This is a genomic window from Pseudomonas sp. ASL8 (assembly GCF_056680355.1).
In genome coordinates, this window is sequence record NZ_CM155278.1 from 701,269 (window position 1) to 723,386 (window position 22,118).

The window sequence follows — 22,118 nt, forward strand, 5'->3', positions numbered from 1 at the left end:
ATTGAAACGTCAGTCATCAATCGTTTTCCAGCGTGTCATCAGCCGACGCATGGCTTGCCAGACATCGGCCTTGCGCTGCGGCTCATCCATTAATAATTCCAGACCAGGCAGCGCCCAGGCGCTGCCCAGACCGTCGATCTGCAACTCTCGATTGTAGGACTCGGCACTGGCTTCGCCAGCAAATCGTACCGCAGGCAAGCCGATCAGCCACAGGCACGCGCAGGGCTCATCCTCCAGTCGGGCGAGAACAAATCCCTGCACGAAATCACGCGCGGCTGCGGGGCCCTGATCCAATTGACCACGGACCAACAATGGCCAACGCACCGGCTCGCCAATGATTTGCGGACTGTCAGGCAGGCCGGCGGCACGCAACATGTCCTTGAGCAACATATAGGACGGGTCGCGACTCTGAAATGCCTCGCCTGTGGGTAACTCGACCAGCACCAGGCAACGCCCGGCCCGCAGCAATTGCAACGCAAAGCGCGGAGGAGGAACGACAGCGGCCTTGATTGGCGCAGGTGCAGCGACCTCAGCGTCGGCCACGGCGCCATTTCGGGTGCTGGCAAGCGACGGACGGGGCACTTCGATTTTCGGCCGCTCGACAACCGGACGCACTACAGGCGCGGCGACTGGCGTGATAGCCGCGGCGGGCGCAGGCGCAGCAACAGTCTGTTCGACCGGCAGCGGCAAGGGCGCGAGTAATTCCGGGCGCGAAGGTGCGGCAAAGGGCAATTCGGTGCGCGGCAGCCAATTGACCACCTGCATGGCGGTCATATAAGCGCGGCGGCGGGACTCGTTAAGCAAAGGTCAGCCACCTGTGGATAAGTTAAGGGGGCGATTCTACCGCCCTTCGCCGATTCCCGCCGCAGTTGATCGCCCGGAGGTGAAATCTCAGGTAGCCGATGCAGTACAATCGCTGCTTTTATTTGCCAACCAACCGGCCTTCCCATGATCGAACCTAAGCGCGTCTTGCGCGCCCTTGCCGAACACTGGGCGCTCCTTGAGCCACTGTGCGAACACTTCGACCAAGGCACCTTGAGCCTGAGCGAACTGCGCCTGCAACTGGCTGCCCAGCAACTGGACAGCACACCACAGGACATCACCAGCCTGCTGGACGTGTGGATTCGTCTGGACATTCTGGTTCCGGTGGCTAAAAGCCCTAACCGTTTTGAACTGAACGCACAGATCCATGACTTCCTGTCCTACCTACGGCGTGAACATCGCCTAGGCCTGTGCCTGGAGATCGAAGCCTATCTACGCCATCTGGAGCGTCTGGCAGGCTACATCCAGGACGCGTTCGACATCCGCGATGCCAACGACCTGGCGCGGCAATTGCGCCTGCTGGACATGCGCGTGCGCGATGTTCTGAAAAAGCTGGCCAATGATGAGCAGGCGCTGGTCGCGGTGGCGGACCGGGCCAAAACCAGTGACCGGCAGATTCCGCTGCGGCAGCGCTATGCCGAGGTGCTGGCGACCTGGGACGAGTACATCGAACCGATGATCCAACTGGTCAACGCCGATGGGGCGTTCGAACAGGGCGTGCGCAAGGTGGAAAATGTTCTGCTGCGCCTGCTCACCGAACAGCAGCGCCTGGGCCATCTGGTCGATGACGACATGTTGCTGCGTACCCACGCGCGCATCCTGGAAATGCAAACCAGCGCTCAACTGACCCTGCGTCACGCCCGCGAGCTGCTGTTGCCGCTGCGTGAGGAAGCCCGCCGACATAACGCAGTCACCCGTGGTGCGGCGCTGGCGCTTTCTGCTATCCGCCGTAAAGGGCTGGATGCCGTGCCGCAAGCGGCTATGTCGATGTTCACTCGACCACAAAGCACGTTCCTGGGCAGCGCCAGTCAGGTTGAAGCCTACGTGTATGCCCTGGCACGCTTCGAACCAAAACCGGCGAAATTCCCCAAGGCCAACGTCACCCGCAAAGGCGAGCCTCCGCGCGCGCCCCGCACGGTCAAAGAAATGCTGGAGCGCTGCGAAGACGCGCTGCCGATGCCGGATTTGATGGTTTGGCTGCTGGAGCAAGAACCTGACGGCGCCACCGACGAATTGCTGTACTGGTTCTCGCGCCTGTCGCGGGACAAGCGTTTTGCCCGTGAGCGCCTGGAACGTCGTGATTACAACACGCAGGAGCATCAGGTCAGCCTGCGCTCCTTCGCCCTGCTCTCTAGCCGAGACGAGCACCTAGAGAATTCCGCGAGCACCCCTCATGCATCTTGATCTATCCGAACTGTCCCAGATGGCGCCGATCTTTCGCGAGCTGTTCAAGGGTTACCACATCAGCCGCCGCGATCCAGAGCTGTATGCGCAGCTGTCCAATTGCCAGGACCAGTACCGCACGTTGTTCAAGGCCTTGGGTTTTGAGCTGGTCTGCGACACCCGCGGCTTCTATTACTTCGTCCCGGAAATGGCCGCCGCGCAGGTGAACAAGACCGCGCAACGCCTCGCGTTGTTCACCTTCATCATCGTCGAGCATTTGGCCGATCAGGGCCGCGACCCGGTCGCCGTGCTCGACGGCGGCAGCCTGGGCCGTGATGAGCTGCCTTCGTTGCTGGAAAAATACCGCGACCTATTTGTGCAGGCCGAAGTGCAAACCCAGGAAGAGCTGGAAGAGAAAATCATGCGCCGCATGACCCAGCTTGGTTTTGCCAACGAAGAAAACGGCATCTACCGTTTCCTGCCGCCGATGCACCGCTTCCTCGACGTCTGCCTGTCGGTGCAACAGGACCGCGATCTGGCGGCCAGCCTGCACAGCGTGTTGCCACTGCCCACGCCGATCCTGATCGACGATGACAGCGACAGCGACGGAAAACTCCTGGAAACCGATGACCCGCTGGATCTCGCCGAGTTCGACGAACCTGAAGAAACCGAAGCGCAGGCGCTGGCCCGCGCCATTGCCGCCGAGCAACAGGAGATGGACGCATGAGCCAGGAACGCTACGGCATCCGCCGCTTTGCCCTGCTGAACACGGCTGGTTACAGCCTCGGCCTGTTCCCGCTGGAACACCCCTTGTCGGTGTACGGCGCGAACAACCTGGGCAAAAGCGCCTCGATCAACGCCCTGCAATTCCCGATTCTGGCGCGCATGTCGGACATGAGTTTCGGCAAGTACAGCCTGGAACAGTCGCGGCGCTTCTATTTCGCCTCCGACACCAGTTACATCCTGGTGGAAGTCTCGCTGCCCCACGGCCCGCATGTGATTGGCGTGGTCGGGCGCGGACCGGGCGGTGGTTTCGGTCACCAGTTTTTTGCTTACGCTGGCAAACTGGACCTGGCGCACTATCAGAAAAATGACACCTGCTTGCGGCAGAAAGAGCTGTTCAGCAACCTGGAAAGCCAGGGCCTGAAAGCCTACGAGCTGAAGCCTGATGAACTGCGTCGCCTGCTGGTGGGTGGTCATACCTCGATCCCGCTGGACCTGACCCTGATCCCGCTGCGTTCCACCAGCGAACAGAGCCTGAAAACCTTCCGCGCCCTGTTCATCAACTTGCTGCATATGCGCGAAATCACGGCCGCGAAACTCAAGCAGTTGTTCCTTGATGCCTTTGAGCACAGCTTGCGGTCCGGCAGCGTTGATTACATCGCCGCGTGCGAAGAAGCCTTCCGCGACGTGCGCCGCATGGAACAGGACTACAACGCACTGGTTCTCGCCGGTCCGCTGGTCGAAGCCCTGTCCTCTGGCGTCAAGCAGCGGGAAGTGCTGCGCGGCAAACTGCACCGCCTGTCACCGCTGCTCGATTCGCTACTGGGCACGTGGCAGGACTATTCCAATGCGCGCAAAGAAGAGCTGGTGATCCAGGCCGAGCATTACCGAAACGAGCAGGACTCGCTGCAAAACGATCAGCGTGGCGGGACTCAGGAGCTGATGCGCCTGGAGCGGGAAATCAGCGGCATTCAGCGCTGGATCGGCGAGCTGTCGGTACTCAAGCATCGCTTTGCGCTGGTCGATGACGTCAAGGTGCTGGAGCAGCAACTGTTGGCCGCCAAGGATGCTCACGATGAACTGGCCGGTGCGCTGGCCCAGTCCCGGCAGTTCAGCGCCGAGGACCTGGATGAGCGCCTGCGCGATCTGGAAAAACGCCTGAAGTCGGTCAAGCAACAACTCGATCACGCTGACAACAACAGCTATGCCCGCTTGCGCGAAGAGTTCTCGCAGCCGGATGTCGAGCGCTTGATGCGTTTGTTTAACAGCGCGCTATTCAGTCTGCCACTCGGTGAGCAGGGTATTGCACTCGATGATGGCGACGCGTGGGTCAAGTCGCTGGAGCTGATCCTCGACAGCTTTAAAGGCGAGCGCTTCGAAGTCCCGGGCCTGACGATCAATCTTTCCCACATTGAACCGCCCGCGCTGCAAGCCCTGGCTGACCGTGCGGCACTGCGTGATCAGAAAGAGCGCCTGGAAAAAGAACTCAAGCAGCTGAAAGTCCAACAGGCCGTTGCCTCGGACCGGGCGGCGAGCAAAACACAGACCGAAGCGCTGTACCAGCAGGTATTGGACGCGCAAAAAGCGCTGGAAGACTTCCGTCGCAGCCAGACGTTGAGTGCGGAAGAGCCGGAGAAACTCGAACAGCTGGCGCAGATGGAAGCCGCGCAGGACGAACTCAAACGCTCCAGCGATGCCTTCACCGAACGCGTACAACAGCTCTCCGCCAAGCTGCAACTGGTCGGGCGGCAGATCGGTGACATGGAAGCCAAGCAACGCACGCTGGATGACGCCCTGCGTCGTCGTCAGCTGTTGCCTGCAGATATGCCGTTCGGCACGCCGTTCATGGAGCCGGTGGATGATTCGCTGGAGAACCTGCTGCCACTGCTCAATGACTATCAGGACAGCTGGCAGGGTTTGCAGCGCAGTGATGGCCAGATTGAAGCGCTTTACGCTCAAGTACGCCTCAAGGGCGTGGCCAAGTTCGACAGTGAAGATGACATGGAGCGTCGCCTGCACTTGCTGATCAACGCGTACGCGCATCGCCAGGACGAAGCACTGACCCTGGGTAAGGCACGGCGTGCGGCAGTGACCGACATCGCCCGGACCTTGCGTAATATCCGTAGCGACTACGATAGCCTTGAGCATCAACTGGCGCTGTTCAACCGCGAGATCAACAAACGTCAGGTGTCCAATCTGGCGAGTTTCCGCATCGTTCTGGCGCCGAACAAGGAAGCACTCAAACACATCGACCAGATCATCCACAGCGCCGGTCAGTACGAAGAAGGCGAAACGTTATCGGTGTTCGACCTCAGCCAAAGTGCCGATCAGGACAACAAGAACGAAGAAGCCAAGGAGTATCTGGCGCGGCTGGTGGCGGCGAATCATAACCAGCTAGGGCTGAAGGATTTGTTCGAACTGGCCTTCGAGATCACCAAGGTTAACGGCCCGCCGGTAATCCATACCGACATCGATGGTGCGGCGTCCAACGGTACGACCATGACCATCAAAGCGCTGACCAACATGTATTTGTTGCTGCACTTGATGGATCGCGATCAAGCCGGGCGCATTCGTCTGCCTTACTACCTCGACGAAGCGGCCGACATTGATGAGAAAAACCAGGCCGCCTTGCTGGAAACCAGTTTGCAGCTGGGCTTTGTACCGATTCTGGCCAGCGTCAAACCCCAGGTCTCGGCACACGTTGCGATTGATCTGGAAGGCGGTAGCGGACCTAACGGCATTTACATCGACGAGGCCGACTGGAAATACATCCGTCGCCATGACGAGGTGAAAGCGGTGGCGGCAGATCCTGAAGCAGAGACCGTGCTGGCCTGATGTGCCGCTGAAGTAACCAACGCGGTGTGCCTGGCACACCGCGTTGGCTGCTCTATTTCCCGAGAGAAATCTTGGGCGCCCATTGCAGCCATTCATCCTCGGCTTTGTCGAACAACGGGAAGGTTTGCTCAGGTCGCGCCTGAGCCCCCATGCGCTCCCCCTCCGGTGTCGCGAACGCGATGCCGCCATCAATCAGCGTCTCCAGCGACTCTGTACGGACGGTCGCACCTCGGAACAAGCCGAAGTCGACGCCGAAGCCACTGCTGTTCCAGAAGCGACTGCCGCCCCGTACCAACGACGCATAACGCGGCTCGATCAGGATGTGGATCAATACACGATCCGCTGTCTGGCCCAACTCGTAGCCCATCACCTTGCCCACTGTCACTTCACGGTAAGTCACCGGCACACCCGGCTTGATTGAGCCACGGCGTGGCGCGCTCAGGACTACGCTCAATCCCTCGTCACGTCCAGAAGCGTTCGGAGGGTCTTTCAACGCAACAAAGCTTTTCTGCGGTCCCGTGCTTTTGCTGGCCGGCAACACTTCCAGGTATTGGCCGGTGACCAAGGTCTCGAGATTCGAGGTTTTGATCAATCCCACTTCTGGTTTGACTACCCAAAACTCGGTGCCCACGCGGGCAATTTTGTCGGGGACTTCGGTGATCCGCGCCGTCAGCATCACCGCCTGTAAATCACTGGTCAGATCAACGTCTTCGACCTTGCCGACATCCAGACCTTTGAAGCGGATTGCCGTACCGGGATGCAGACCGTCTGCACGGTCGACTTTGATCGTGATTTCGGTCCCGCGCTGTGTGGCCAGGTCACGACTGGCAAACAATCTGAAGCGAGGGATACGTTTTTTCAGCGGCGATTTGGCCAGCGGTGTTTCAAAGGATATCCCCCCTGCCAGCAAACTCTGCAGAGACTCGCTTTTGACCTCAATACCCGATAAGCCCCCCGTCAGCGTAACGCCGCTGACATTCCAGAAGCGCGTCGAACCATTGACCAGATTTTCGTATTCCTTCTCGATATGCACGCCAAGCACGACTTGTTTCTGGTCGCGGGAGAATTGATAGCTCTGGATTGAGCCGACCTTCACCTGCTTATAGAGGATGGGACTGCCGACATCCAGCGAACCCAGTGTGTCGCTGAACAGCACCATATGCAGACCTGGTGAGCGCAGGTCCAGCGGCGGCGCCTTGGCTCTGGCGACGAAATCGCGTCTGGGCGGCGAACCTAAATCGCCGGGGCGAACCGCGATGTAGTTACCTTTGACCAATGCCTCCAGACCCGTAATACCCGCCAGCGAAATTGAAGGTTTGACCACCCAAAACTGGGTGCCTTCTACCAGGTAGTCTTCGGCCAAAGGGTCCAGGGCCAATTCGACCGTGGCGCTGGATAGATCGGGATCAACCTTGAGCGTTTTCATGTTGCCGACTTGAATGCCCTTGTACATCACGGGCGTACGGCCGGCCTGCAAGCCTTCAAAGTCGCTCAGCTTGAGCTTGACCCGGATCCCGGCTTGAGCGGCGTCGAAGTCCTCATACAGACGGAAAGGCAGACTCGGGTCGGTGGGTGGGCTGTCTTTGCGGTGCTCTGGCGTCGCGAAGGCAATACCGCCGGCAACGATGCTGGCCAGCGATTCGCTGCGTACCTTCACTCCTGACAGGTTGGCGTCGATGCTAATGCCGCTGGCGTTCCAGAAACGTGTGTGTTTGCGCACCAGATTGGCGTAGGTCGGCTGGATGTAGACTTTAATCTCGACCGTGCCCTGGTCTTCCGACAGGACATAGCTTTTGACCTGCCCGACCTGGATCTGCTTGTAGAACACCGGGCTGCCTCGGTTCAGCGAACCCAAACGGTCGGCCTTGAGGGTCAAATGCAGACCCGGCAATCTGTCCGACAGCGGTGGCGCCTCTGCCAGCGCCTTGAACTTGCGTGTTGGCTCGCCATCGCCGGGGCTTGCGGCAATGTAGTTACCCGACACCAACGTTTCCAGACCGGTGATCCCGGCCAACGTGACACTCGGTTTTACCAGCCAGAAACGGCTGTTGGCCCGTAGGGACGGTTCGACCTCTTTGTTCACTTCAATGGTTGCAATAACACCTTTGGTATTGCCTTCATCATCCAGCGCCAAGGCCTTGACCTTGCCGATCGACATACCTTTGTAGACCACTTCGGTCTTGTTGGCCTGAATACCTTCGCCACTTTCAAAGCGGACCTCAATCTCGATGCCTGACTGGCTATACGCTCGCCAGCCGAGCCACCCGCCGATGATCAACGCAATCAAGGGCAATATCCAGATCGCAGACCAATTGGACGCAGGGCGGGTTTTAGCGGTAGGCAAATCACTCATGGTCGTCATCCGACTCCGTGTTGTCCCAAATAAGTCGGGGATCAAAAGTTATTGCGGCGAGCATCGTCAAAATCACCACACTGGCAAAAGCGACCGCGCCAAGATTGGCTTCGACACTGGCGATTCGGCCAAAATTCACCATGGCCACAAGAATGGCGATCACGAATATGTCCAACATGGACCAGCGACCGATGAACTCAATGAAGCGGTACATGATGATGCGCTGTTGCGCTGACAAGGGCTGACGACGCTGTACCGAGAAAAGCAGTAGGCTCAGGCCGATCAATTTGAACGTGGGCACTAGAATACTGGCCACGAACACCACAATGGCGATCGGATACATCCCATGCTGCATCAGCTGAATGACGCCTGACATGATGGTCGAGGGATCGCCTTGCCCCAATGAGCTGACAGTCATGATCGGCAACATATTGGCAGGGATGTACAAAATGGCGGCGGTCACCAGCAATGCCCACGTGCGCTTCATGCTATCGGGGCGACGAGGGTGTACCTGGGCTCCGCAGCGAGAGCACCTCAGCTCGTCATTGTCCGGTTCAGCTTTGTTGAGTTCATGGCATTCCGCACAAATCAGAATCCCTGCATCAATCGCCCGCATCTGCATCTTCCCCTGATAACGCCTGCCAAATCTGGTGGGGTGACATGGCCACTTCAAGCCAGACCTGAATCAACAACAAGCCGATGAAACATACCAGCCCCAAGCCCAGAGTCAGCTCAGCGAGGTCGGAAAGCTTGACCAGCGCGACCAGCACGCCCATGAGATATACCTCAAGCATGCCCCAGTCACGAAGGTGATTGTAAATACGGTAGAGCAGCAGGCCAAAGCTCCGGCCAACATTCAAACGAATACTTAACAAAACAGCCAACTGACAGAGCAGTTTGAGTAACGGGATACCCATGCTGCACAGAAACACCACCGCTGCGACGCCTTGCATCCCGGTATCGAATAATCCCAGCACGCCCGTCCAAACCGTGTCTTCCGAGGTTTGGCCCAGTAGATTGAGATGCATGATGGGCAAAAAGTTCGCGGGGATGTATAGCAATAACGCCGCGATCACTAATGCCAGGCTGCGCTGAACGACATTGTGCCTTTGGGCATAGAGCTCGTAGCCACAGCGCACGCACTGAGCTTTTTCGCCGCGGGACAATACGGGCTTGCGCATGAGCAGATCGCATTCATGACAAGCCACCAAATCATCGAGCGGCAACTCATCTAGCGGCACCTGGGTCAGGCCGCTGGAGTTGGCTTGATCGGGCATAGAACTGGAGACTCAAAGACGAAAGGATAGCGGCCCATTCTAGTGGTCTACCCAACAAATAGCCGAGCAAATTTGGCACCGCATGCGAGTACAGGTTCCCGTACCTGCGGACTTAAGCTTTTCGATGGGGAAGATGTTTTCCCTGCGCAAAACAAAACCCCTGTCTGCATAAGCAGACAGGGGTTTCGGAATTTAATCTTGACGATGACCTACTCTCACATGGGGAAACCCCACACTACCATCGGCGATGCATCGTTTCACTGCTGAGTTCGGGATGGGATCAGGTGGTTCCAATGCTCTATGGTCGTCAAGAAATTCGGTAGCCAGACCGTTACTTACGTAACGTGCCAGCGAATGGGGATGTGATAGATTTGTGGGCTGTTGCCAATTTTCGGTTTGTGTCGTCTTCACACACCGCAATCTGCTCTTTCGACGCAAATTGCTTGGGTGTTATATGGTCAAGCCTCACGGGCAATTAGTATTGGTTAGCTCAACGCCTCACAGCGCTTACACACCCAACCTATCAACGTCGTAGTCTTCGACGGCCCTTCAGGGGACTCAAGGTCCCAGTGAGATCTCATCTTGAGGCTAGTTTCCCGCTTAGATGCTTTCAGCGGTTATCTATTCCGAACGTAGCTACCCGGCAATGCCACTGGCGTGACAACCGGAACACCAGAGGTTCGTCCACTCCGGTCCTCTCGTACTAGGAGCAGCCCCTCTCAAATCTCAAACGTCCACGGCAGATAGGGACCGAACTGTCTCACGACGTTCTAAACCCAGCTCGCGTACCACTTTAAATGGCGAACAGCCATACCCTTGGGACCGGCTTCAGCCCCAGGATGTGATGAGCCGACATCGAGGTGCCAAACACCGCCGTCGATATGAACTCTTGGGCGGTATCAGCCTGTTATCCCCGGAGTACCTTTTATCCGTTGAGCGATGGCCCTTCCATACAGAACCACCGGATCACTAAGACCTACTTTCGTACCTGCTCGACGTGTCTGTCTCGCAGTCAAGCGCGCTTTTGCCTTTATACTCTACGACCGATTTCCGACCGGTCTGAGCGCACCTTCGTACTCCTCCGTTACTCTTTAGGAGGAGACCGCCCCAGTCAAACTACCCACCATACACTGTCCTCGATCCGGATAACGGACCTGAGTTAGAACCTCAAAGTTGCCAGGGTGGTATTTCAAGGTTGGCTCCACGCAGACTGGCGTCCACGCTTCAAAGCCTCCCACCTATCCTACACAAGCAAATTCAAAGTCCAGTGCAAAGCTATAGTAAAGGTTCACGGGGTCTTTCCGTCTAGCCGCGGATACACTGCATCTTCACAGCGATTTCAATTTCACTGAGTCTCGGGTGGAGACAGCGCCGCCATCGTTACGCCATTCGTGCAGGTCGGAACTTACCCGACAAGGAATTTCGCTACCTTAGGACCGTTATAGTTACGGCCGCCGTTTACCGGGGCTTCGATCAAGAGCTTCGCGTTAGCTAACCCCATCAATTAACCTTCCGGCACCGGGCAGGCGTCACACCCTATACGTCCACTTTCGTGTTTGCAGAGTGCTGTGTTTTTAATAAACAGTCGCAGCGGCCTGGTATCTTCGACCGGCATGGGCTTACGCAGTAAATGCTTCACCCTCACCGGCGCACCTTCTCCCGAAGTTACGGTGCCATTTTGCCTAGTTCCTTCACCCGAGTTCTCTCAAGCGCCTTGGTATTCTCTACCCAACCACCTGTGTCGGTTTGGGGTACGGTTCCTGGTTACCTGAAGCTTAGAAGCTTTTCTTGGAAGCATGGCATCAACCACTTCGTGTGCCAAAGCACACTCGTCATCAGCTCTCGGCCTTAGAATCCCGGATTTACCTAAGATTCCAGCCTACCACCTTAAACTTGGACAACCAACGCCAAGCTGGCCTAGCCTTCTCCGTCCCTCCATCGCAATAACCAGAAGTACAGGAATATTAACCTGTTTTCCATCGACTACGCTTTTCAGCCTCGCCTTAGGGACCGACTAACCCTGCGTCGATTAACGTTGCGCAGGAAACCTTGGTCTTTCGGCGTGGGTGTTTTTCACACCCATTATCGTTACTCATGTCAGCATTCGCACTTCTGATACCTCCAGCAAGCTTCTCAACTCACCTTCACAGGCTTACAGAACGCTCCTCTACCGCATCACCTAAGTGATACCCGTAGCTTCGGTGTATGGTTTGAGCCCCGTTACATCTTCCGCGCAGGCCGACTCGACTAGTGAGCTATTACGCTTTCTTTAAAGGGTGGCTGCTTCTAAGCCAACCTCCTAGCTGTCTAAGCCTTCCCACATCGTTTCCCACTTAACCATAACTTTGGGACCTTAGCTGACGGTCTGGGTTGTTTCCCTTTTCACGACGGACGTTAGCACCCGCCGTGTGTCTCCCATGCTCGGCACTTGTAGGTATTCGGAGTTTGCATCGGGTTGGTAAATCGGGATGATCCCCTAGCCGAAACAGTGCTCTACCCCCTACAGTGATACATGAGGCGCTACCTAAATAGCTTTCGAGGAGAACCAGCTATCTCCGAGCTTGATTAGCCTTTCACTCCGATCCACAGGTCATCCGCTAACTTTTCAACGGTAGTCGGTTCGGTCCTCCAGTTAGTGTTACCCAACCTTCAACCTGCCCATGGATAGATCGCCCGGTTTCGGGTCTATTCCCAGCGACTAGACGCCCTATTAAGACTCGCTTTCGCTACGCCTCCCCTATTCGGTTAAGCTCGCCACTGAAAATAAGTCGCTGACCCATTATACAAAAGGTACGCAGTCACCCAACAAAGTGGGCTCCCACTGCTTGTACGCATACGGTTTCAGGATCTATTTCACTCCCCTCTCCGGGGTTCTTTTCGCCTTTCCCTCACGGTACTAGTTCACTATCGGTCAGTCAGTAGTATTTAGCCTTGGAGGATGGTCCCCCCATATTCAGACAAAGTTTCTCGTGCTCCGTCCTACTCGATTTCACTGCAAAGAGATTTTCGCGTACAGGGCTATCACCCACTATGGCCGTCCTTTCCAGAACGTTCCGCTAATCTCAATACAGCTTAAGGGCTGGTCCCCGTTCGCTCGCCACTACTAAGGGAATCTCGGTTGATTTCTTTTCCTCAGGGTACTTAGATGTTTCAGTTCCCCTGGTTCGCTCCATACACCTATGTATTCAGTGTAAGGTAACGGTCTTATGACCGCTGGGTTCCCCCATTCAGACATCTCCGGATCAAAGTCTGTTTGCCGACTCCCCGAAGCTTTTCGCAGGCTACCACGTCTTTCATCGCCTCTGACTGCCAAGGCATCCACCGTATGCGCTTCTTCACTTGACCATATAACCCCAAGCAATCTGGTTATACTATGAAGACGACATTCGCCGAAAATTCGCAATTTAACTCACAAATTTTACCTTAGCCCGTGACACCACCAGTGAAAGTGCTGTCCGGTCTAACTTTCTATCACATACCCAAATTTTTAAAGAACGATCTAATCAAAGACTAGAAATCAACATTCACCATCACATCGATGGAATGCTCATTTCTAAGCTTTACAATACAGAAGCAGTAAGTGGTGGAGCCAAACGGGATCGAACCGTTGACCTCCTGCGTGCAAGGCAGGCGCTCTCCCAGCTGAGCTATGGCCCCGTATCTCTACAGGCGTTTCCCACACAAAATTGGTGGGTCTGGGCAGATTCGAACTGCCGACCTCACCCTTATCAGGGGTGCGCTCTAACCAACTGAGCTACAGACCCAATTTCGGGCTGCTTCTAAATCGTCTTTTTCAATGAATCAAGCAATTCGTGTGGGAACTTATGAAGAAGCTGAGGTCTTCGATTAAGGAGGTGATCCAGCCGCAGGTTCCCCTACGGCTACCTTGTTACGACTTCACCCCAGTCATGAATCACACCGTGGTAACCGTCCTCCCGAAGGTTAGACTAGCTACTTCTGGTGCAACCCACTCCCATGGTGTGACGGGCGGTGTGTACAAGGCCCGGGAACGTATTCACCGCGACATTCTGATTCGCGATTACTAGCGATTCCGACTTCACGCAGTCGAGTTGCAGACTGCGATCCGGACTACGATCGGTTTTCTGGGATTAGCTCCACCTCGCGGCTTGGCGACCCTCTGTACCGACCATTGTAGCACGTGTGTAGCCCAGGCCGTAAGGGCCATGATGACTTGACGTCATCCCCACCTTCCTCCGGTTTGTCACCGGCAGTCTCCTTAGAGTGCCCACCATTACGTGCTGGTAACTAAGGACAAGGGTTGCGCTCGTTACGGGACTTAACCCAACATCTCACGACACGAGCTGACGACAGCCATGCAGCACCTGTCTCAATGCTCCCGAAGGCACTCCGCTATCTCTAGCAGATTCATTGGATGTCAAGGCCTGGTAAGGTTCTTCGCGTTGCTTCGAATTAAACCACATGCTCCACCGCTTGTGCGGGCCCCCGTCAATTCATTTGAGTTTTAACCTTGCGGCCGTACTCCCCAGGCGGTCAACTTAATGCGTTAGCTGCGCCACTAAGAGCTCAAGGCTCCCAACGGCTAGTTGACATCGTTTACGGCGTGGACTACCAGGGTATCTAATCCTGTTTGCTCCCCACGCTTTCGCACCTCAGTGTCAGTATCAGTCCAGGTGGTCGCCTTCGCCACTGGTGTTCCTTCCTATATCTACGCATTTCACCGCTACACAGGAAATTCCACCACCCTCTACCATACTCTAGCTCGACAGTTTTGAATGCAGTTCCCAGGTTGAGCCCGGGGATTTCACATCCAACTTAACGAACCACCTACGCGCGCTTTACGCCCAGTAATTCCGATTAACGCTTGCACCCTCTGTATTACCGCGGCTGCTGGCACAGAGTTAGCCGGTGCTTATTCTGTCGGTAACGTCAAAACACTAACGTATTAGGTTAATGCCCTTCCTCCCAACTTAAAGTGCTTTACAATCCGAAGACCTTCTTCACACACGCGGCATGGCTGGATCAGGCTTTCGCCCATTGTCCAATATTCCCCACTGCTGCCTCCCGTAGGAGTCTGGACCGTGTCTCAGTTCCAGTGTGACTGATCATCCTCTCAGACCAGTTACGGATCGTAGCCTTGGTGAGCCATTACCTCACCAACTAGCTAATCCGACCTAGGCTCATCTGATAGCGCAAGGCCCGAAGGTCCCCTGCTTTCTCCCGTAGGACGTATGCGGTATTAGCGTCCGTTTCCGAACGTTATCCCCCACTACCAGGCAGATTCCTAGGTATTACTCACCCGTCCGCCGCTCGCCACCAGGTACAAGTACCCGTGCTGCCGCTCGACTTGCATGTGTTAGGCCTGCCGCCAGCGTTCAATCTGAGCCATGATCAAACTCTTCAGTTCAAACATCTTTGGGTTTTGACAAAACCCTAAACTTAGCTCAGCAATCGTTGGTTACATCTTTGATTTCTCGCGGAGTAACTTGTGATGCTGATAATCAGTTGACTTCAGTCTTACAACACAAGCACCCACACGAATTGCTTGATTCAATTGTTAAAGAGCGGGTGGTTGAGATCTTTCGTCTCAGCCGAGGCGCGCATTCTACAGCAGCCCCTGTTGCTGTCAAGCGGTTATTTTAACAAGTTTCAAAGTTTCCTTTGCAACTTCAACCACTTGCGCTTCGATCAACTTCACGTCTCTCGTTAGCGGGAGGCGAATTCTACAGCGTTACACGCTGCTGTCAACACCTCTTTTCTACCGCTTTCGATCCAGAAGATCAAAACCTTTTCCTCGCCGCTTACTCTGGATAACTCTTTGATTTACAAGGAGTTTTCCGTTTCATCTGCTCCGGAAGAGGTGCGAATTATAGAGAGATTTGACGGGCCGTCAAGGGCTTATTTCGACCTTTGTTACTGAGGGTGCCTTTTGAGCTTTTAACCGAGGGATCTGCCTGGCAATTGCCGGGATTCGCAGGACTAACAGCAATGCCCCAATGGCTGCATATATGGCCCACTCCTTAAGGTCAGCACGAACGATCCAGAGCATATGCAGCAATCCCAACCCAAGAATCACGTAAACCAATCGGTGAAGCTTCTTCCAGCGAGCACCTAATCGACGCTGGCTATAGCGATTGGAGGTGACTGCCAACGCCAGCAGACAAACAAACGCCAGGCTGCCGACAATAATGTAGGGCCGCTTAATCAGCTCTACCCCCAATTGAGCCCAATCCAACCCGAGGATAAAGACCGCATAGGCACTCAGGTGCATGACCACATATGCAAAGCACCACAATCCAAGCTGCCGACGGACCGCGATCCATCCCGCCCAACCGCTCAACCTCTGCAACGGGGTCATCGCCAACGTGATTAAAAGCAGAATCAAGGTACCCAGCCCCAGACGATCGACCAGAATCTTGCCGGGATCAGGCCCCAAAGCAAAACTCCACGCCTGATACAGCCAAAGAATAGGGGCGACGCACGCAGCAACGAAGACGCCGACGCGCCAGAAGGGATAACGCATCAGTAGTTCTTCCTCAGATCCAGGTTGCTATATAAGGAGGCAACATCCTCCCCATAACCATTGAACATCTCCGTCTGCTTAATATTCGGACTGAACAACCCGCTCGGCAGACGCCGCTCTTGCGCTTGCGTCCAGCGCGGATGATCCACAGTCGGATTCACATTGGCGTAAAAGCCATACTCACTCGACGCAATGCTCTGCCACGTCGTTTTTGGCTGTTCGCTGACCAGACTGATCCGCACAATCGACTTAACGCTTTTAAACCCGTACTTCCATGGAACGACCAGACGCAAAGGTGCGCCATTCTGATTGGCCAGCTCCCGCCCATACATACCCACCGCAAGAATAGCCAAGGGGTTCATCGCCTCATCCAGACGCAAGCCCTCGACATAGGGCCAATCGATCAGGGCAAAGCCTGAACGCTGACCAGGCATGCTTTTAGGATCCTGAAGCGTTTCGAAGCGGATGTACTTGGCCTTCGAAGTGGGCTCCACCTGTTTAAGCAGTTCCGATATGGGAAAGCCGATCCAGGGGATGACCATCGACCAGGCCTCTACGCAACGCAGTCGGTAGATTCGCTCTTCCAGTTGATAGGGCCTCATGAAGTCTTCGAGCGCATAACGCCCAGGTTTTCCAACCTCGCCATCGATCACCACACTCCACGGCTCGGTTTTCAAGGTACCCGCATTTTTCGCAGGGTCACCTTTGCCGGTCCCGAACTCATAGAAGTTGTTGTAGTGAGTGGCGTCCTTGAATGGCGTAATCGCCTCACCCTTGACGGTGACGGCCTGCCATTTGGTATCCGGCAGCTTTGCGTTGAACCATGCAGGTGCAGAACCAGGTTCGACCCCCGCATAGGGAGAAGGATCAGCGGCACTGGCCCAGCGCGGTAGAGCACTCATGGCCAGCCCAGCGATGGAGCTACCGAGCAATGCGCGACGGGAGATATAAAATGATTCAGGCGTAACATCCGACTCTTTACAGGCGGATGCCGTAGGCAGCTTGATTAGCATTGATGACTCCACAGCTATAGGAACTTATGCACCAGTAGACTGTGGAGTATGGGAGAAATTACAGATCACTCAGCCGATTTGTGACGACGCAGTCGTAACAAATATTGCACTGGCCCCGAGGCTGCATAGGCGAGGAAAACGAGCAGGAGGATACGAGGCGGATCACTGAACACAACCGCAAAGACCAATACCACAGCAAGAATGGCGACAAAAGGCACGCGCCCCTTGAGATCCAACTCCTTGAAACTGTTGTATTTAATATTGCTGACCATCAGCATGCCCGCGGCGGCCACCAGCAAAGCGACCAGGAACGACATTTTCGAACCCTGGATGCCGTAGTCACTGAAGGCCCAGACCGTTCCCGCCACAACACCCGCAGCGGCCGGGCTGGCCAAGCCGATGAAGTAGCGCTTGTCGGCCTTGCCGACTTGAGTGTTGAACCGTGCCAGACGCAGTGCAGCGCCGGCGACGTAGATAAAGGCGACCATCCAGCCGACCTTGCCCATATCACCCAATGCCCAGCCAAACGCCAACAAGGCGGGTGCGACACCAAAGGCAACCATGTCGGCCAGCGAGTCGTACTCGGCACCGAAGGCGCTCTGAGTATTGGTCATGCGTGCGACACGGCCATCAAGACCGTCGAGTACCATCGCGACGAAAATAGCGATCGCGGCAAAGGCAAAATACTTGCTCGCCCCAACAGCATCGCCAGCACTCAACGCGCTCTGAGCGCTCATCGAGCTGATGATGGAATAGAAGCCAGCAAAAAGGTTCGCTGTAGTGAACAGATTAGGCAGCAGATAGATACCACGATGCCGGACCTTACGCCCTTCGGCATCATGCCCTTCTTCAATGTGCTCATCGATCGGTAGCAGGCTTTCGGCGTCAGAGGCCTGGTTTGGCTCTTCGGGACGTTCGCTCATGGACAATACCTTGCAACGGTGTGGAGAGTTTCGACAGATGTTTGCGACGAGGGTTCGTCATCAAACGATGCAGCTTTATACCAGAAGCGTGCAACCAAAACGAAAAAACGCGGCCGAAGCCGCGTTTTCCGAAACAAAAATCCTGGAACCAGGTATCAGTTCTTGGCTTTGTCGACGATCTTGTTCGCTGCAATCCACGGCATCATGGAGCGCAGTTTTTCACCGATGATTTCGATGCCGTGATTAGCGTTGTTACGACGCTTGGCAGTCATCGAAGGGTAGCCAGTGGCACCTTCACTGATGAACATCTTGGCGTACTCACCGTCCTGAATGCGTTTCAGGGCGTTGCGCATGGCCTGACGCGATTCAGCGTTGATGACTTCAGGACCGGTCACGTATTCGCCGTATTCAGCGTTGTTCGAGATCGAGTAGTTCATGTTGGCGATACCGCCTTCGTACATGAGGTCAACGATCAGCTTCAATTCGTGCAAGCATTCGAAGTAAGCCATTTCCGGCGCATAGCCAGCTTCAACCAGGGTTTCAAAGCCTGCTTTGACCAGTTCAACGGTACCGCCGCACAGAACAGCTTGTTCGCCGAACAGGTCGGTTTCGGTTTCGTCTTTGAACGTGGTTTCGATGATACCGGTACGGCCGCCGCCAACGCCCGAAGCGTAGGACAGTGCAACGTTTTTGGCGTTGCCGGATGCATCCTGGTAGATAGCGATCAGGTCAGGGATACCTGCGCCTTTGACGAACTCGGAGCGCACGGTGTGACCCGGTGCTTTCGGCGCGATCATGATCACGTCGAGGTCAGCGCGAGGCACGACCTGGTTGTAGTGGATCGCGAAGCCGTGGGAGAAAGCCAGGGTTGCGCCTTTCTTCAGGTTCGGCTCGACTTCGTCACGGTACAACTGGGACTGGAATTCATCCGGGGTCAGGATCATGACAAGGTCAGCAGCAGCAACAGCAGAAGCAACGTCAGTCACTTTCAAGCCATGAGCTTCAGCCTTGGCGACAGTAGCCGAACCCTTGCGCAGACCAACAGTGACATCTACGCCGGAGTCTTTCAGGTTGCACGCTTGAGCGTGGCCCTGGGAACCGTAACCGATGATGGCCACTTTTTTGCCCTGGATGATCGAAAGGTCGCAGTCTTTGTCGTAATAAACTTTCATGAAATTCCCCTGTTATCCTGGCCGTTCAGGCCATTTGCGTAATGAGTTAAATGCTCAGCACTTTGTCGCCACGGGCAATGCCCGTCACGCCACTGCGTACTGTTTCCAGGATCGCCGAAGTGCCGATAGCCTGAATGAAGCTGTCCAGTTTATCGCTCGTCCCGGTCAGTTGCACGGTGTACACGCTACTGGATACGTCAACGATTTGCCCACGGAAAATATCCGTGGTGCGCTTGATCTCGGCGCGCTGGGCGCCGGTGGCCTTGACCTTGACCAGCATCAGCTCGCGTTCGATGTGCGCGCTTTCAGACAGATCGACCAACTTGACCACTTCAATCAATTTATTGAGGTTCTTGGTGATCTGCTCGATCACCTCATCGTGCCCCACGGTGGTCAACGTCAGGCGCGACAAAGTCGGGTCTTCAGTCGGCGCCACAGTCAGGCTTTCGATGTTGTAGTTGCGCTGCGAAAACAGGCCAACAACCCGTGACAATGCACCAGGTTCGTTTTCCAGCAAAAGAGAAATGATGTGCCGCATGATTAAGTCCGCTCCGTCTTGCTCAGCCACATATCGCGCATGGAGCCGTCTTTGATCTGCATCGGGTAGACGTGCTCGCTGGTATCAACCTTGATATCAAGGAACACCAGGCGGTCCTTCATGGCGAAGGCTTCTTCCATCATCGGCTTCAAATCTTTCAACTCAGTGATTCGCATCCCGACATGGCCATAGGCTTCGGCCAGTTTTACGAAGTCGGGCAAGGACTCCATGTAGGAATGTGAATGACGAGCGCCGTAGTTCATGTCCTGCCACTGACGCACCATACCCAGCGCGCCGTTGTTCAGGTTGATGATCTTCACCGGCAAGTCGTACTGCAGACAGGTGGACAGCTCCTGGATGTTCATCTGGATACTGCCTTCACCCGTCACACAAGCGACATCCGCTTCTGGGAAGTTCAGCTTGACGCCCATGGCCGCCGGAAAACCGAAGCCCATGGTGCCCAGTCCGCCGGAGTTGATCCAGCGGTTAGGCTTGTTGAAGCGGTAGTACTGCGCTGCGAACATCTGGTGCTGACCAACATCGGAGGTCACGTAAGCATCGCCACGCGTGACTTCGCTGAGCGTCTCGATAACGGTCTGCGGCTTGATGATGCTGCCGTCACCCTTGTTGTAAGGGAACATATCGCGATCAGCGCGCCACTCATCGACCTGCTTCCACCAGCTGGCAACCGATTCCTTGTTAGGGGTTTCGCCGATGTCCTTGAGGGTGGCGACCATTTCGGTCAACACGCTTTCTACCGGGCCTACGATAGGGACGTCGGCTTTGATGGTTTTGGAGATCGAAGCCGGATCGATATCGATGTGGATGATCTTGGCGTTCGGGCAGAACTTTGCCGGGCCGTTGATCACACGGTCATCAAACCGCGCGCCGACCGCCAGGATCACGTCAGCGTGGTGCATGGCCAGGTTGGCGGTGTAGCTGCCGTGCATGCCCAGCATGCCGAGAAACTGTCTGTCGTTGCCCGGGTAAGCACCAAGACCCATCAAGGTATTGGTGACCGGTACGTTCAGCAGCTGTGCCAGTTCGGTTAATGGCGCAGAGCCATGACCCAGAATGACGCCGCCACCTGCATAGATGATTGGCCGCTTGGCCGCCAACAGCATTTCCACTGCCTTGCGAATCTGCCCCGAGTGACCACGCACAGCCGGGCTATACGAGCGCAGCTTGGCTTTTTTCGGGAAGACGTATTCGAACTTCTCGGCCGGGTTGGTCATATCTTTCGGGATATCGACCACGACTGGACCAGGACGACCGGATTGCGCCAGGTAGAAGGCTTTTTTCAGGACCTCAGGGATTTCCGCAGCGCTTTTGATCATGAAGCTGTGCTTCACGATCGGCCGGGAGATACCGATCATGTCGGTCTCCTGGAACGCGTCGGTGCCGACCATGGTGCTCGGAACCTGGCCAGACAGGATCACCATCGGGATCGAGTCCATGTAGGCGGTTGCGATGCCAGTGATGGCATTGGTCGCGCCTGGGCCCGAAGTCACCAGTACCACACCGGCTTTACCGGTGGCACGGGCATAACCGTCAGCCATATGAGTTGCTGCTTGCTCATGACGAACCAGGATGTGAGTCACAGCCGGTTCTTTGAACAGTGCGTCGTAAATATGCAGGAGGGCACCGCCAGGGTACCCATAGATATTCTTAACGCCTTCGTCACGCAAAAAGCGGACGACCATTTCAGCGCCAGATAAAAGCTCCACGTTGTTCACCTCTAAAACGCCAGAATACCGCCCACCAAAAAGGGACGGGTCTTAATAGGTTTACTGCTAGCAGAGCATGAGCGACGGTGGTCGCCGACTACGTCAGCACTGACTGAGCAAGTATTGGGAGGTCCCCAAAGTGTTTGCGGGGCTTTCCCACCCAGCGCGAGGTAACGCGTTGCGGGTGTTACAGGTCGACGCGGATGTGCGCCTCATGATCTACCGAGAGGGTCTGCTTCTGGCAGTCCGTCTACAGCGAACGTTGGATTGTTGTGATTAGACCTCTTCAAGTCAAGTCATCCGTGCGCTTTCTTCCGACTAACAGCATGAAAAGTCACTGAATGACGGCTGCCGGCATGCACTTATGGTAGGTTGCCGGTGCACAGCCATCGAAGGAAGCACCATGCGCTACAGGACCTTAGCGGCCGCTCTTTTGTTTACAGTGAGCGCCACCAGCCAAGCCGGGCAGATCTACAAATGGGTCGATGCCCAAGGCCAGACTCATTTTGATGCGCAACCGCCAGCCGGGCAGCCGACGCAACAGATTGATGTGCAGAAGGCTCCGCCAGCCCCTCCCCGCCCTTCCCCGGCGGCAGGCAGCGTGCAGGGCGACCAGAAAGCAATCGAAAGCAAAGTCAAAAAACAGATTGCGGTGCAGGAAGCCAAGCGGGCGAAGTATTGCGAAGACGTAAGGACCAATCTGGTCCAGCTTCAGAACAACCCGCGCCTGCGTGAGGAAGTAGACGGAGACGTGAGGCGTTTGACCGAGGAAGAGCGTCAGACCCGAATAGCCGAAACCCAAAAAGCCATTAGCGACAACTGCCAGTAACCGCGCCTGGCAAAGAGCCGA

14 protein-coding genes, 2 tRNA genes and 3 rRNA genes are annotated in these 22,118 nt (G+C 55.7%); 4 read left to right on the top strand and 15 right to left on the bottom strand.

Annotated features, from left to right (window positions below):
* Positions 1–9: 9 nt before the first annotated feature.
* Positions 10–804 (bottom strand): energy transducer TonB, encoded by a 795-nt coding sequence (locus AC1MEA_RS03335; protein WP_480916715.1) that lies wholly within the window; start codon positions 802–804, stop codon positions 10–12.
* A gap of 144 nt (positions 805–948) precedes the next feature.
* Here AC1MEA_RS03335 and mksB point away from each other — a divergent pair, with 144 nt between their 5' ends.
* Genes mksB through mksF form a run of 3 tightly spaced genes read left to right on the top strand, consistent with a single transcriptional unit; the run spans position 949 to position 5,763 of the window.
* Positions 949–2,226, top strand: a complete 1,278-nt coding sequence (gene mksB / locus AC1MEA_RS03340) for an Mks condensin complex protein MksB (RefSeq protein WP_219063422.1) — start codon at positions 949–951, stop codon at positions 2,224–2,226.
* Positions 2,216–2,932, top strand: coding sequence for an Mks condensin complex protein MksE (gene mksE / locus AC1MEA_RS03345; RefSeq protein WP_480916716.1), 717 nt, complete (start codon positions 2,216–2,218; stop codon positions 2,930–2,932). Before mksB ends, mksE begins: the two co-directional genes overlap by 11 nt.
* Positions 2,929–5,763, top strand: coding sequence for an Mks condensin complex protein MksF (gene mksF, locus AC1MEA_RS03350; RefSeq protein ID WP_480916718.1), 2,835 nt, complete (start codon positions 2,929–2,931; stop codon positions 5,761–5,763). Before mksE ends, mksF begins: the two co-directional genes overlap by 4 nt.
* A gap of 52 nt (positions 5,764–5,815) precedes the next feature.
* Here mksF and AC1MEA_RS03355 read toward each other — a convergent pair whose 3' ends face one another.
* The 14 genes from AC1MEA_RS03355 to AC1MEA_RS03420 form a co-directional block, all read right to left on the bottom strand.
* Positions 5,816–8,116 carry a PqiB family protein gene (locus AC1MEA_RS03355; RefSeq protein ID WP_480916720.1) on the bottom strand — a complete coding sequence of 767 codons (2,301 nt, stop codon included), beginning with the start codon at positions 8,114–8,116 and terminating at the stop codon, positions 5,816–5,818.
* The gene (locus AC1MEA_RS03360; RefSeq protein ID WP_219063418.1) at positions 8,109–8,732 is read right to left on the bottom strand and encodes a paraquat-inducible protein A; all 624 of its coding nucleotides are present in this window, start codon (positions 8,730–8,732) and stop codon (positions 8,109–8,111) included. The genes AC1MEA_RS03355 and AC1MEA_RS03360 overlap by 8 nt, the downstream gene beginning before the upstream one ends.
* Complete coding sequence (locus AC1MEA_RS03365; protein WP_480916722.1) at positions 8,719–9,393, bottom strand: paraquat-inducible protein A; 675 nt, start codon at positions 9,391–9,393, stop codon at positions 8,719–8,721. The genes AC1MEA_RS03360 and AC1MEA_RS03365 overlap by 14 nt, the downstream gene beginning before the upstream one ends.
* A 196-nt stretch (positions 9,394–9,589) precedes the next feature.
* Positions 9,590–9,705 (bottom strand): 5S ribosomal RNA (gene rrf / locus AC1MEA_RS03370).
* Between the two features lie 142 nt (positions 9,706–9,847).
* Positions 9,848–12,738: ribosomal RNA gene (locus AC1MEA_RS03375) — 23S ribosomal RNA — on the bottom strand.
* A 236-nt stretch (positions 12,739–12,974) separates the two neighbouring features.
* Positions 12,975–13,050, bottom strand: a tRNA-Ala gene (locus AC1MEA_RS03380).
* 30 nt (positions 13,051–13,080) lie between these two features.
* Positions 13,081–13,157 (bottom strand) — tRNA-Ile (locus AC1MEA_RS03385).
* 83 nt (positions 13,158–13,240) lie between these two features.
* Positions 13,241–14,779: ribosomal RNA gene (locus AC1MEA_RS03390) — 16S ribosomal RNA — on the bottom strand.
* The 16S, 23S and 5S rRNA genes sit together here with 2 tRNA genes alongside, the layout of an rRNA operon.
* Before the next feature lie 483 nt (positions 14,780–15,262).
* Positions 15,263–15,895 carry a protein-methionine-sulfoxide reductase heme-binding subunit MsrQ gene (gene msrQ, locus AC1MEA_RS03395; RefSeq protein ID WP_480916724.1) on the bottom strand — a complete coding sequence of 211 codons (633 nt, stop codon included), beginning with the start codon at positions 15,893–15,895 and terminating at the stop codon, positions 15,263–15,265.
* On the bottom strand, positions 15,895–16,908 hold the full coding sequence (gene msrP, locus AC1MEA_RS03400) for a protein-methionine-sulfoxide reductase catalytic subunit MsrP (RefSeq protein WP_480916726.1): 1,014 nt from the start codon (positions 16,906–16,908) through the stop codon (positions 15,895–15,897). The genes msrQ and msrP overlap by 1 nt, the downstream gene beginning before the upstream one ends.
* Positions 16,909–16,973: 65 nt before the next feature.
* Entirely contained in the window at positions 16,974–17,831 is an 858-nt protein-coding gene (pssA, locus tag AC1MEA_RS03405; protein ID WP_219063787.1) for a CDP-diacylglycerol--serine O-phosphatidyltransferase, read from the bottom strand.
* A 155-nt stretch (positions 17,832–17,986) separates the two neighbouring features.
* Positions 17,987–19,003: a ketol-acid reductoisomerase gene (gene ilvC, locus AC1MEA_RS03410; RefSeq protein ID WP_219063788.1), complete on the bottom strand. Its 1,017-nt coding sequence runs from the start codon at positions 19,001–19,003 to the stop codon at positions 17,987–17,989.
* 46 nt (positions 19,004–19,049) lie between these two features.
* A complete protein-coding gene (ilvN, locus tag AC1MEA_RS03415) occupies positions 19,050–19,541 on the bottom strand; it encodes an acetolactate synthase small subunit (RefSeq protein ID WP_219063789.1) in 492 nt (163 codons plus the stop codon).
* 2 nt (positions 19,542–19,543) lie between these two features.
* A complete protein-coding gene (locus tag AC1MEA_RS03420; protein ID WP_219063790.1) occupies positions 19,544–21,268 on the bottom strand; it encodes an acetolactate synthase 3 large subunit in 1,725 nt (574 codons plus the stop codon).
* A 403-nt stretch (positions 21,269–21,671) separates the two neighbouring features.
* Between AC1MEA_RS03420 and AC1MEA_RS03425 the strand changes: the two genes are divergently transcribed.
* Positions 21,672–22,097 (top strand): DUF4124 domain-containing protein, encoded by a 426-nt coding sequence (locus AC1MEA_RS03425; RefSeq protein WP_480916728.1) that lies wholly within the window; start codon positions 21,672–21,674, stop codon positions 22,095–22,097.
* Positions 22,098–22,118 lie beyond the last annotated feature (21 nt).

Bases quoted from the DNA above. Each gene is read 5' to 3' on its own strand.
- msrP (WP_480916726.1), bottom strand. From the start codon at position 16,908: ATGCTAATCAAGCTGCCTACGGCATCCGCCTGTAAAGAGTCGGATGTT.
- mksE (WP_480916716.1), top strand. From the start codon at position 2,216: ATGCATCTTGATCTATCCGAACTGTCCCAGATGGCGCCGATCTTTCGC.
- ilvN (WP_219063789.1), bottom strand. From the start codon at position 19,541: ATGCGGCACATCATTTCTCTTTTGCTGGAAAACGAACCTGGTGCATTG.
- AC1MEA_RS03355 (WP_480916720.1), bottom strand. From the start codon at position 8,116: ATGAGTGATTTGCCTACCGCTAAAACCCGCCCTGCGTCCAATTGGTCT.
- mksB (WP_219063422.1), top strand. From the start codon at position 949: ATGATCGAACCTAAGCGCGTCTTGCGCGCCCTTGCCGAACACTGGGCG.
- AC1MEA_RS03365 (WP_480916722.1), bottom strand. From the start codon at position 9,393: ATGCCCGATCAAGCCAACTCCAGCGGCCTGACCCAGGTGCCGCTAGAT.
- AC1MEA_RS03360 (WP_219063418.1), bottom strand. From the start codon at position 8,732: ATGCGGGCGATTGATGCAGGGATTCTGATTTGTGCGGAATGCCATGAA.
- msrQ (WP_480916724.1), bottom strand. From the start codon at position 15,895: ATGCGTTATCCCTTCTGGCGCGTCGGCGTCTTCGTTGCTGCGTGCGTC.
- AC1MEA_RS03425 (WP_480916728.1), top strand. From the start codon at position 21,672: ATGCGCTACAGGACCTTAGCGGCCGCTCTTTTGTTTACAGTGAGCGCC.
- pssA (WP_219063787.1), bottom strand. From the start codon at position 17,831: ATGAGCGAACGTCCCGAAGAGCCAAACCAGGCCTCTGACGCCGAAAGC.
- ilvC (WP_219063788.1), bottom strand. From the start codon at position 19,003: ATGAAAGTTTATTACGACAAAGACTGCGACCTTTCGATCATCCAGGGC.
- mksF (WP_480916718.1), top strand. From the start codon at position 2,929: ATGAGCCAGGAACGCTACGGCATCCGCCGCTTTGCCCTGCTGAACACG.